Source organism: Streptomyces sp. NPDC002265 (assembly GCF_040296125.1).
Taxonomy (GTDB): Bacteria; Actinomycetota; Actinomycetes; order Streptomycetales; family Streptomycetaceae; genus Streptomyces.
The window spans coordinates 21947-33561 of the sequence record NZ_JBEOWS010000003.1 but is presented as its reverse complement, the minus strand read 5'-3'; the positions used below and the strand labels follow the sequence as shown (position 1 = coordinate 33561).

The window sequence follows — 11615 nt, the reverse complement described above, 5'->3', positions numbered from 1 at the left end:
GGTCGGCGGGGTCGGCTGAGCGGGCCGGACGGACGCGTGGCGCAGGACGAAGCGGGCAAGCCCTCCTAGGCTGACCGATGAGCCGCGTATCGCCAGGAACCGTACGAGGGAGCCCCGCGCATGACCTTTCGCGTCCAGCCCATCACCCGCGCCCAGCACCTCGCCTTCGTCTCGGCCCGCCCCTCCGTCAGCCATCTCCAGATCCCGTCCTGGAGTGATGTGAAGCCCGACTGGCGGGCCGAGAGCCTGGGCTGGTTCGACGAGGACGGGCGGCTGGCCGGGGCGGGCCTGGTGCTGCTGCGGCCGCTGCCCAGGCTGCGGCGGTACCTGGCGTATCTGCCGGAGGGGCCGGTGATCGACTGGTTCGCGCCCGACCTGGAGCGATGGCTGCGGCCGATGCTCGCCCAGCTGAAGTCGCGGGGCGCGTTCTCGGTCAAGATGGGGCCGCCCGTGGTCGTACGGCGCTGGAGCGCGGACGCGGTAAAGGCGGCGATCGCGGATCCGGGCGTCCGGCGGCTGGGCGAGGCGGAGGCGACCTCGTACGAGCCGCTCGCCGAGGGGGTCGCGGACCGGCTGCGCCGGATGGGCTGGCGGCGGGCCGCGGCCGGCGGGGAGGAGGGGTTCGCGGCCGGGCAGCCGCGCTACGTCTTCCAGGTGCCGTTCGCCGGGCGGTCGCTGGAGGACGTCCACGGCGGCCTCAACCAGCAGTGGCGGCGCAACGTCAAGAAGGCGGAGAAGGCCGGGGTCAAGGTCGTGCCGGGCGGCCCGGAGGACCTGCCGGTGTTCTACGGGCTGTACACCGAGACCGCCGAGCGCGACCGCTTCACCCCGCGCCCGCTGTCGTACTTCCGGCGCATGTGGACGGCGCTCAACTCCGAGCACCCCGACCGGATGCGGCTCTACCTCGCCCATCACGACGGCGAGGTGCTGGCCGCGGCCACCATGCTGACCGTCGGCGACCACGTCTGGTACTCCTACGGCGCCTCCACCGCCCGCAGGCGCGAGGTCCAGCCCAACAACGCCGTGCAGTGGCGGATGATGACCGACGCCCACCGGCTGGGCGCCTCCGTCTACGACCTGAGGGGCATCACCGACACGCTGGAGGAGTCCGACCATCTGCTCGGCCTGCTCCGCTTCAAGGTGGGCACCGGCGGACAGGCGGTCGAATACCTCGGCGAGTGGGACTTCCCGCTCAACCGGCTGCTGCACCGGACGCTGGAGTTCTACCTGGCCCGCCGCTGACCCGGCACCGCCGCCCGGCGTCCGGCGGGGGCCTGCCGGTCTCGGCATTCAGGACAGTCCCGTCAAGGGTTCACACCCCTGACGAAGTCCATTACCCTGGACTCGGAAGTGCATCACGATGAACGATCTCTGATCCGAGCCAGCCCCCAGGACCGCATGTGACCACCCCCAGCGCCACCACCCCGTCGTCGTCCCCGTCCGCGTCGGCGACGGACTCCGCGCCCGTCCCCACGGGTGGCGCGCCCCGCCGGTTCGGTTCGCTCGGGCCGGTCGGACTGGTCCTGGCCGGAGGCGTCTCGGTGCAGTTCGGCGGCGCGCTCGCCGTGACCCTCATGCCACGGGCCGGCGCGCTCGGCGTGGTGAGCCTGCGACTGCTGGTGGCGGCGCTGGTCCTGCTGCTCGTCTGCCGTCCGCGACTGCGCGGCCACTCCCGCGCCGACTGGGGCACGGTCGTCGTCTTCGGCATCGCGATGTCCGCGATGAACGGCCTCTTCTACCAGGCCGTCGACCGCATCCCGCTGGGCCCGGCCGTCACACTGGAGGTCCTCGGCCCGCTCGCGCTCTCGGTGGTCGCCTCCCGTCGCGCGCTCAACCTCGTCTGGGCGGGGCTGGCCCTCGCCGGTGTCTTCCTCCTCGGCGGCGGGGGGTTCGGCGACCTCGACCCCGGCGGTGTCGCCTTCGCCCTGGGCGCGGGCGCGATGTGGGCGGCGTACATCGTCTTCAGCGCCCGCACCGGCCGCCGCTTCCCGCAGGCCGACGGGCTCGCCCTCGCGATGGCGGTCGGCGCGCTGCTGTTCCTGCCCCTGGGGCTGGCCGAGTCGGGGACGAAACTGTTCGACCCGGTGACGTTCGGTCTGGGCGCCGGGGTGGCCGTGCTCTCCTCCGTGCTGCCCTACACCCTCGAACTCCTCGCCCTGCGCCGGCTGCCCTCCTCCACCTTCGCCATCCTCATGAGCCTGGAGCCGGCCCTGGCCAGTGCCGCGGGCTTCCTCGTCCTGCATCAGGCCCTGACCGTCCTCCAGGCGGCCGCGATCGCCCTGGTCATCGGCGCGAGCATGGGCGCGGTACGCACCCAGGTGGGCCGCGCGAAGGCGGCGGTGCCGCCGAGCGCTTCCTGACGGTTTCAGGGGCGGGTCTCCGCGGCTATGCGGACACCCGGCCGACACCGGCGAGCAGGGCGCGCAGGGGCGCTGTGTCGGGCGTGTCGGCAACGGCGGCATCGACGGCGTCGTCCATGCCTCGTTCCCATTCCTCGGGCAGAGCGAGTCCGGGGTGCCCCGACCACGCGATGTCGGGCGTGGCGTGCCCCGTCTCGACGAGACGCAACTGGATCATGCCCGCGAGCCCGTCGAAGATCCTGGGGCGGATGAAGTTCCGGGCCGACGGTCCCGTCAGGTGTGACGCCTGCGGGGGCTTGGGCATGCGGTCGGCGACCGCCGTCCACAGCAGGCCACGGTCGAACGCGTCGAGCACCGCCTCCAGGCCGGGCAGCTCGGCGTCGGCGTTGCGAACCGGTGCGGGCTCCGTCTCCTCGGCGCGCAGCGTCCTGGCGACCGCGAGCCGAAGGGGACGGGACAGGTCTCCGGCGTCGGCGACCGCTCGGGTCATGACGAGGTCGTCCCAGCTCATGCGCCGCAGTTGCGCCGCCTCGGGCGGCAGCGTGTGTGCCTCCAGCTCGGCGAACACCCGGCCGGGGTCGTGCAGCAGGGCGAGCGCTGCCGGTTCGTCGGCCGATCCGTCCGCGAGATCGTCGGCAGGGAGTTCCTCGATCAGGGCGACCCGTTCGGCGGTCGGCGGGTGCGAGTCGTACCGGTGCGGCCGTGGCGGACGCTGCCCGGCACCGAGAGCGGCGAGGCGCTCCCCGGGCCGGGCGGCGAGCAGCCGCGGGAAACCGCCGTGCACTTCGCCCACCGGCGGCAGCGCCTCCAGCGGCTCGCCCATCCCGGCGTAGGTCTGCAGGTAGTAGGTGTGCGCCGCGTCGAGGACCGGCAGAGCGCGCAGCGCGGCGGCCGTCGCGTCACGACCCGCGTGCCGTGCGGCCATCCGGTCGGCGGCAAGTTCCTGGTGCCGGGCCACGGACTGCGAGGTCCGGAGGAACATCCGGGCGTAGCCGACGTACAGGGCGCCGACCGTGTGGTGCAGCGGGGTGCTGCCCCGGCCGAACACCTCCACCGTGTGCAGCACTGCCATCCGGCCGCGTACGGTGACGCCGCCGAGCCGTGTGTCGAGGTTGGCGTAGTGCCCGAACTCGTGGGCGAGGACGGCGCGCAGCCGCGGGACGGTCAGCCCCGCGAGCAGCGGCAGGCCCAGGACCATACGGCGCCGTCCGGGCAGCAGGCCCAGCAGACGACTCTGCTCCATGACACCCGCGTTGACCTCGCCGACCAGGTAGAGCTCGTCCGGAGGCCGTTCCCCTGCCGCCTCGGCGGCGGCGTGTATCTGTTCCCACAGCTCGGGCTGATCCTGCGGCGTGACCGCCACACCCTGCGGTGCCGGCCCCAGGCGGCCGGCTTGCAGGAAGACGTACATGCCTCGCAGAATCGCCACCGCGAGGAGCACGGTGACCGCCAGGACCATGCCCTCGAATCCGGCCATCCGCGCGATGAACAGCCGCGTCATCAGCAGCCAGTCGAGCACCGCCATGGCCGCGATGAGCACCGCGCCCATCAGGAAGAACCCGACCAGCAGTACGTAGGCGCGAACAGCGCGCAGCCGAAAGGCCAAAGCTTCCCCCACCACAGGACTCGGCCGGCCCGGACAGGCAGGCGACGCCCGCGGATATTACCGTCCGACTGCTCGTCTGACGTTGCCTTTTCCGCCCGGGCGGCCGCGATCGCGCTGGTTCGGCGGGAGTGTGGGCGCGGCCCTGACGCAGGGAAACAAATTCATGCAAGCATGCTTGATTGTTTCTGGGCCCGCTGGCATGCTCCCCGGCATGTCCGATCCGACGCCAGTGTTCGATGATCTGCGTGACGAGAGCGATGAACTCGACCGGCTCGTGGCCGAGTTGAGTCCGCGGCAGTGGGAGCTCGCGACTCCCGCGCCCCGGTGGACCGTCGCCCACCAGATCGCCCACCTCGCCTGGACCGACCACTCCGCCCTGCTCGCCGTCACCGATGCCGCCGCCTTCCAGGGCCTGGTCGAGAAGGCCCTGGCCGCGGCGGACACGTTCGTCGACGAAGGGGCCGACGCGGGCGCCCAGCTGCCGCCCGCCGAGCTGCTGTCGCGGTGGCGGGAGGGGCGGGCCGCGCTCGACCGGGCGCTGCGCGCCTCCGTGTCGGGCGCCCGATTCCCCTGGTACGGGCCGCCCATGTCCGCCGCCTCGATGGCCACCGGCCGGCTGATGGAGACCTGGGCCCACGGCCAGGACGTCGCCGACACCCTGGGCGTGGTCCGCGTCCCCACCGACCGGATCAGGCACGTGGTCCGGATCGGGGTCCGCGCGCGGGACTTCGCCTTCGGTGCGCACGGACTGCCCGTGCCCGGCGAGGAGTTCCGGGTGGAGGTCGTCGCGCCCTCCGGCGAGACCTGGGCCCACGGCCCCGAGGACGCCCCGCAGCGGGTCACCGGGACCGCCCTCGACTTCTGCCTCCTGGTCACCCAGCGTGCCCACCGCGCCGACGTCGACGTACGCGCCGAGGGCCCCGACGCCGACCGCTGGCTCGACATCGCGCAGGCCTTCGCGGGCCCGCCCGGCGACGGACGTCCCCCGAAGGGGGACGCGGAGTGACCCTGCGCATAGGCAACGCGTCCGGTTTCTACGGCGACCGCTTCGACGCCCTGCGCGAGATGCTCACCGGCGGTGAACTGGACGTCCTGACCGGCGACTACCTCGCCGAGCTGACCATGCTGATCCTGGGCCGTGACCGGCTGAAGGACCCGGGCGCCGGTTACGCCCGTACCTTCCTGCGGCAGCTGGAGGACTGTCTCGGCCTGGCGCACGAGCGGTCCGTGAAGATCGTGACGAACGCCGGCGGGCTGAACCCGGCCGGCCTCGCGGACGCGGTGCGCGCACTGGCGGACCGGCTCGGGATCCCGGTCCGGGTCGCCCATGTCGAGGGCGACGACCTGCTGGCCCGCCACCCCGGCGCCCTCGCCGCCCACGCCTACCTCGGCGGCTTCGGCATCGCGGAGTGTCTGCGCGCGGGCGCCGACGTCGTGGTCACCGGGCGGGTCACCGACGCGGCCCTGGTCACCGGGCCCGCCGCGGCCCACTTCGGCTGGGCGCCGGACGACCACGACCGGCTGGCCGGGGCCGTGGTCGCCGGACACATCCTGGAGTGCGGCACCCAGGCCACCGGCGGCAACTACGCTTTCTTCGGCGAGCGCGCCAAGGACCTGCGCCGGCCGGGGTTCCCGCTCGCCGAACTGCACGCCGACGGCAGCTGCGTGATCACCAAGCACCCCGGCACCGGCGGCTTCGTCGACGTCGGCACGGTCACCGCCCAGCTGCTCTACGAGACCGGGGGCGCCCGGTACGCGGGCCCCGACGTCACCGCCCGGCTGGACACCGTACGGCTCACCCAGGACGGCCCCGACCGGGTGCGGGTCGAGGGCGTCACCGGGGAGGCTCCGCCGCCCGCCCTCAAGGTCGGCCTCAACCGCTTCGGCGGCTTCCGCAACGAGGTCGTCTTCGTTCTCACCGGCCTCGACATCGAGGCGAAGGCCGCGCTGGTGCGGGAGCAGATGGCGGACGCCCTCGCTGGGAACCCGCCCGCCGAGGTCCGCTGGGACCTGGTCCGCACCGACCGGCCGGACGCCGGTACCGAGGAGACCGCGAGCGCGCTGCTGCGGCTGGTCGTGCGCGACCAGGACCAGACGGCCGTGGGCCGGGCGCTGAGCGGCGCCGCCATCGAACTGGCCCTCGCGAGCTATCCCGGATTCCATGTGGTGGCGCCACCCGGGAAGGGCGCGCCCTACGGGGTCTTCGAGGCGGCGTACGTCCCCCAGGACACCGTGGAGCACCTGGCTGTGCTCCACGACGGACGCCGGGTCGCCGTGCCCGCCGCCCCCGGCACCCTCGTACTCGACGAGGTGCCGGAGCCCGCCCTGCCCGAGCCGCCTGGGGAGAGGGTCCTGTCAGCCCCTCAGGGAGACGATGGCGTCCGCCCGGTCAGGGGCGCGAGGAACCGCGCACCCCGCCGCAGCCGGCCCGCGGCTTGACCCCGACGGTCGCGCCTCGGGGGCAGAAGCACCCGCACGTCTCGGGAGACGGTGGTGTCGGCCCGGTCAGGGGCGCGAGGAACCGCGCACCCCGCCACAGCCGGCCCGCGGCTTGAACCCGGCGGTCCCGTCTCGGGGCAGAGGCACCCGTATGTCTCGGGAGACGGTGGTGTCGGCCCGGTCAGGGGCGCGAGGAACCGCGCACCCCGCCGCAGCCGGCCCGCGGCTCTGACACCGACCTCCCGGCGAAGCCGCCCCGCGCTCAGCGACCCGCGCGGACCGCAGTGACCCGCTCGCTCTCGACCCGCTTCGCCAGCGCGTCCTCCGCGAGCTCCTCCAGGTGCCGGCACAGCACCACGGACCCGTCGCTCGCCAGCGCCGCGTACAGCCCGGCGCTCAGCCCCTCCCACGTGTCGTAGGGCAGCCCCGACAGCAGCCGGGCCCCGGGCCCGGTGAACCCCAGCCCGGCGGCCTCGCCCCGCGCCCGCTCCACGACCTCGGCGCCCGTGAACTCCGCACCGGCCACGATCAGCGCGGGCTCCTCCGGGTCCACGGGCACGTACGGCGTGAACCGGTCGCCATGGGTCGGCACCTCCACCGCGTAGTCGGCGTAGCCCTCAGGGGGGCCCGGCAGGAAGCGGCGGCCGAGCGGTGCCAGCGACAGCGCGTACCGCTCCCCGCGGCACGCGAGCCCCGCCTCGAACCGCCCGGGTCCGGCCACGACGAAGTCCGCCCGCGCCGGGTCCCCCGACACGTCGGCGACGACACCCACCGACGAACACGCCAGCAGCCACACCGCCGTCTGCCAGTGCGCGGGCAGCAGCAGCGCGACCCGGTCGCCCGGTTCCGCGGACAGTCCGTCCTGGAGGAGGTTGGCGGTCTTGGCCACCCAATTGGCGAAGGTGGCCACGGACAGTTCGACGCGTTCGCCGGTGGCATCGTCGTAGAAGGTCACCAGGGGGCGCGCGGGATCCGCGGCGAGCGCGGAACGCAGCAGGTCGGCAGGGGTGCGATCGGTGGCATTCACCCGCGCAAGCGTACGCGGGCGGCGCCGCGGGCTCCCACCGGCGGGCCGGTCGCGGGCCACCGGTTCGGCGGAACCGGTTCCGACGGTCCGTCAGTTCTCCGATGGACAGATATATATGATTATGTCCAGGATCGACGGCATGCGTGGATTGCTTGCTTCTTCGATCGGTGTCACCTGTGCGGCCGCCCTCGCCCTGCCGCTGAGCCCGCCCGCCGCCGCGGCACCCATGGCGGTGTCCGCGAGCGCGCTCCCGACCGGCGACGCGGCCGTCCCCGCCGCGTCGGACCTGCCCGGCAGCACCCAGTCGCTGCCCCTCGTCCCCCTCGCCCCCGACCACCGGGGCTCCGCCACCCGCACCCCGGGCGCCCTGACCAGGGACCAGGGCCTGCCGCGCCGCAACGTGCACCGCTTCTCCCTGGTCGGCGTCGTCTGGGACAACCCGGACGTCGAACTGCGCGCCCGGGTCCAGGTCCGCACCCGCGCCGCCGGTGCCCGCGCCTGGTCCGGCTGGCGGGACGTCGACACGCACAACGGCGACCACGGCGCCGACCCCGGCACCGCCGAGCGCGCCTCGGGCCGGGTGCGGGGCGCCACCGCGCCCCTGTGGGTGGGCGATTCGGACGCGGTCGAGGTGCGCGTCCACGCCGGGAGCGGCGCCCACGGCCCGGCCTCCGCGCAGCGGGCCGGCCGCAGCCCGCGCGCGCTGCCCCCGGCCGGCTCCCGTTCCCTGCTCCCCTCCGGGCTGCGCCTCGAACTCGTCGACCCGGGGCGCGCGAACCCGGGCCGGGCCGTCCCCGCCGCGCGACCCGGCCCGCGCCACGCGCCGGTGGCCGCGCCGCGCGCCGGTGCCGTGAAGTTCCGTACCCCGCTCGGGACATCGGGCGCCGGGGTCCGGCTGACCGCCGCCACGGCCGCCGCGTCCGCCGCCAACGCCGACCTGGTCCCGCTCGGCGCCGCCGTGATCCCCGCGCTGACCCGGCGGCAGACCGTGGACGAACTGCGCACCCTGCCGGCCGCCGACCCGGCGCAGCGCCGGCGGGCGACGCCGTACATCGGCCCGCGCCCGCGCATCGTCACCCGGCTCGGCTGGGGCGCGAGCGAGGGGCTGCGGGAGAAGGGGTTCGTCTACTCCTCGAAGGTCAAGGCCGCCTTCGTGCACCACACGGCCTCCGGCAACACGTACACGTGTGCACAGGCGCCGTCGCTCATCCGCGGTATCTACCGCTACCACGTCAAGAGCATGGGCTGGCGGGACATCGGCTACAACTTCCTCGTCGACAAGTGCGGAAACATCTACGAGGGGCGCGCCGGGGGAGTGGCGAAGCCCGTCCGGGGTGCCCACACCCTCGGTTTCAACACCGACAGCATGGGGATCGCGGTCCTGGGCACGTTCGGCACCACCAGACCGGCCGCCGCGGCGGTGACGGCCATCGCCCGGCTGACGGCGTGGAAGCTGGGTCTCTCCGGTGCCAATCCGCGCGGAAAGACATATCTGACGTCCGGCGGTGGCAATCTCTACCGAAAAGGTAAGAAGGTACGACTGAACGTGATCTCCGGCCACCGGGACGGGTTCGCCACGGAGTGCCCAGGACAGCAGCTCTACGGCAAACTCGGCACGGCCCGTACGAACGCGGCCCGCTATCAGGGGCGCTGACGGCCGGAGCGTGTTCGGCGGGGCGCATTCACCGCCGTCGGGGGACAGCCGGGAACCAGGGGCGGACACCGCGCGGCAACCGAAGAAGCCAACGAGACGGTCTGCGTACACTGGCCGGCCGAAAGACAGTTCGGCCGGTCCCGGCAGGAAGCAGAGACGACAGGTGACAGAAGCGATCCTCCTGGTCGGCGGCAAGGGAACCAGGCTGCGCCCGCTCACGGTGCACACGCCCAAACCCATGGTCCCGGCGGCCGGGGTGCCGTTCCTCACGCACCAGCTGGCGAGAGCGAGAGCGGCGGGCGTGGACCACATCGTCCTCGCCACGTCCTACCTGGCCGAGGTCTTCGAACCGCACTTCGGCGACGGCTCGGAACTGGGTCTGCACATCGAGTACGTCACGGAGGAGGAGCCCCTCGGCACGGGCGGCGCGATCCGCAACGTCGCCTCCCGGCTGCACTCCGGCCCCGACGACCCGGTCCTGGTCTTCAACGGCGACATCCTCACGGGCCTGGACATCGGGGCGCTCGTGGACACCCACGAGTCGACCGGCGCCGACGTCTCCCTCCACCTCACGAAGGTCACGGACCCGCGCGCCTACGGCCTGGTCCCCACCGACGCGACCGGCAGGGTCCTGGCCTTCCTGGAGAAGCCCCAGACGCCCGAGGAGATCATCACCGACCAGATCAACGCGGGGGCGTACGTCTTCCGCCGCTCGGTCATCGACACGATCCCGCGGGAGCGCCCGGTCTCCGTCGAACGCGAGACCTTCCCGCAGCTGCTCGCCGCCGGCGCCCACCTCCAGGGCCTGGTCGACTCGACGTACTGGCTCGACCTCGGCACCCCGGCGGCCTTCGTACGGGGCTCGGCGGACCTGGTGCTGGGCCGCGCCCCCTCTCCCGCGGTCCCGGGCCGCTGCGGCGACCGTCTCGTCCTGCCGACGGCCAGGGTCGCCCCGGACGCCAAGCTGACCGGCGGAACGGTGGTGGGCGAGGGCGCGTTCGTCGCGGAGGGCGTCCGGGTGTTCGGCAGCACGATCCTGTCGGGTGCCGTCATCGAACCGGGCGCCGTCATCACCGACTCGCTCATCGGCTCCCGGGCCCGCGTCGGCCGACGGACCGTCCTCACCGGCGCGGTGGTCGGCGACGGCGCGGTGGTCGGCGCCGACAACGAACTCCGTGACGGCGTGCGCGTCTGGTGCGACGCCCGTATCCCGGCGGGCTCGGTGCGTTTCTCCTCCGACCAGTAGCACCACCACCCAGGGGGCGCCGCCACCAGGCCGCGCCCCACCCCAGCCGAAATCCGCAGGCACCCGTGCCGCGCTCCGTAATCCGCGGGCGGCTGTGCCGCCAGGGGCGGCACGGGCGGGCGCGGGCGGCACCCCGTCGGCGCCGGGCAGCGCACCCCACCCGGCCTCGGCACCGACCCCCTGTGCGGCCTGCCCCGGGGCACCTCACCCGACCTCGCCGCACCGCCGCCCGACCTCGCCGCACCGCCAACCGGCCGCGTCGCGCCGCACCGCGCCCTACAACCGCCCGATGTCCCAGCGAGGCATCTTCGGCGCACGCCGCGCCGGAGTCCTCCCGCCCAGCAGGATCAGCCGCGCCGCCCGGTGCCGCTGCCCCGCGTACGGCTCCAGCAGCCTCAGCATCACCGCGTCGTCCGCGTGCCGGTCCCCGGCGAGCGCCCAGCCCACGATCCCCGGCAGATGCAGATCCCCCACGGTCACCGCGTCCGGTGCCCCGTGGCTGCGCTGCACGGTCTCCGCCGACGTCCACGGCCCGATCCCCGGTACGAGTTCCAGCCGGGCCTGGGCGTCCAGGGGCTGCATCCCGGCCGCCTCCTCCAGCCGCGCCGCGACCCGCACGGCCCGCAGGACCGTCGACGCCCGCTTGTCGTCGACCCCGGCGCGGTGCCACTCCCAGGACGGGACGAGCGCCCAGGTCCGTGGCGCGGGCATCACGAACATCCGCCCGTCCACGGGACCCGGTGCCGGCTCCCCGAACTTGCGCACCAGCAGCCGCCACGCCCGGTACGCCTCGTCGGTCGTGACCTTCTGCTCCAGGACCGACGGGATCAACGACTCCAGCACCAGTCCGGTGCGGGTCAGCCGCAGGCCGGGTCGCCGGTGCCGGGCGACGGCGACCAGCCGGTGCCGTGGCTCGAAGGCGGCGGGATCGTCCGCGGCACCGAGCAGCTCGGGCAGCCGGTCCAGCAGCCACTCGGCCCCGGGCCCCCACGCCTCGCCGCGCACCTCGGTGCCGCGGGCGGCGACCCGCAGCGTCCCGGGCCCGGCAGGCGTCAGGCTGGCCCGCCACACGGACCCGTCCGGTGTCGTACGGAAGGTGGGGTCCGCCGGGCCGCGCCGCAGCGGCCCCAGCACCAGCCCCAGATCCAGCGGGCCGTCCGGCACCCAGGTGCGCACCCGCCCCGGCGCGGGAGCCGGCCGCGGAACACCCCCGGGCACCACGACATGCCCGCCGCGTACGGTCGTACGCGTCGGGCGCGGAGCGAATCGTCCTGACACGGATG

General features: G+C 74.3%; 8 protein-coding genes and 1 pseudogene. 6 read left to right on the top strand and 3 right to left on the bottom strand.

Annotated elements, in window-relative coordinates:
- The first annotated feature begins 120 nt into the window (after positions 1-120).
- Positions 121-1242 carry a lipid II:glycine glycyltransferase FemX gene (locus ABT085_RS00980; protein ID WP_351600155.1) on the top strand — a complete coding sequence of 374 codons (1122 nt, stop codon included), beginning with the start codon at positions 121-123 and terminating at the stop codon, positions 1240-1242.
- Between the two features lie 158 nt (positions 1243-1400).
- Positions 1401-2360 carry an EamA family transporter gene (locus ABT085_RS00975; RefSeq protein WP_351600152.1) on the top strand — a complete coding sequence of 320 codons (960 nt, stop codon included), beginning with the start codon at positions 1401-1403 and terminating at the stop codon, positions 2358-2360.
- Between the two features lie 25 nt (positions 2361-2385).
- On the opposite strand, the gene ABT085_RS00970 is transcribed toward ABT085_RS00975, so the two are convergent.
- Positions 2386-3978: a M48 family metalloprotease gene (locus tag ABT085_RS00970; protein ID WP_351600148.1), complete on the bottom strand. Its 1593-nt coding sequence runs from the start codon at positions 3976-3978 to the stop codon at positions 2386-2388.
- A gap of 199 nt (positions 3979-4177) precedes the next feature.
- Here ABT085_RS00970 and ABT085_RS00965 point away from each other — a divergent pair, with 199 nt between their 5' ends.
- Both ABT085_RS00965 and ABT085_RS00960 read left to right on the top strand, forming a co-directional pair.
- Positions 4178-4972: a TIGR03084 family metal-binding protein gene (locus tag ABT085_RS00965; RefSeq protein WP_351600144.1), complete on the top strand. Its 795-nt coding sequence runs from the start codon at positions 4178-4180 to the stop codon at positions 4970-4972.
- Positions 4969-6370 (top strand): annotated as a pseudogene (locus ABT085_RS00960) (acyclic terpene utilization AtuA family protein); the annotation flags it as partial. The gene ABT085_RS00965 and the pseudogene ABT085_RS00960, both read left to right, overlap by 4 nt.
- 297 nt (positions 6371-6667) lie before the next feature.
- On the opposite strand, the gene ABT085_RS00955 reads toward ABT085_RS00960, so the two are convergent.
- Positions 6668-7432 carry a TIGR03089 family protein gene (locus tag ABT085_RS00955; RefSeq protein ID WP_351600142.1) on the bottom strand — a complete coding sequence of 255 codons (765 nt, stop codon included), beginning with the start codon at positions 7430-7432 and terminating at the stop codon, positions 6668-6670.
- A gap of 139 nt (positions 7433-7571) precedes the next feature.
- On the opposite strand from ABT085_RS00955, the gene ABT085_RS00950 reads away from it, so the two are divergent.
- Complete coding sequence (locus tag ABT085_RS00950; RefSeq protein ID WP_351600140.1) at positions 7572-9086, top strand: peptidoglycan recognition protein family protein; 1515 nt, start codon at positions 7572-7574, stop codon at positions 9084-9086.
- 163 nt (positions 9087-9249) lie between these two features.
- Entirely contained in the window at positions 9250-10332 is a 1083-nt protein-coding gene (manB, locus tag ABT085_RS00945) for a mannose-1-phosphate guanylyltransferase (RefSeq protein ID WP_351600138.1), read from the top strand.
- 276 nt (positions 10333-10608) lie between these two features.
- On the opposite strand, the gene ABT085_RS00940 is transcribed toward manB, so the two are convergent.
- Positions 10609-11610 (bottom strand): DNA-3-methyladenine glycosylase family protein, encoded by a 1002-nt coding sequence (locus ABT085_RS00940; protein WP_351600136.1) that lies wholly within the window; start codon positions 11608-11610, stop codon positions 10609-10611.
- Positions 11611-11615: the final 5 nt, after the last annotated feature.

Bases quoted from the DNA above. Each gene is read 5' to 3' on its own strand.
- ABT085_RS00965 (WP_351600144.1), top strand. From the start codon at position 4,178: ATGTCCGATCCGACGCCAGTGTTCGATGATCTGCGTGACGAGAGCGAT.
- ABT085_RS00980 (WP_351600155.1), top strand. From the start codon at position 121: ATGACCTTTCGCGTCCAGCCCATCACCCGCGCCCAGCACCTCGCCTTC.
- ABT085_RS00950 (WP_351600140.1), top strand. From the start codon at position 7,572: ATGCGTGGATTGCTTGCTTCTTCGATCGGTGTCACCTGTGCGGCCGCC.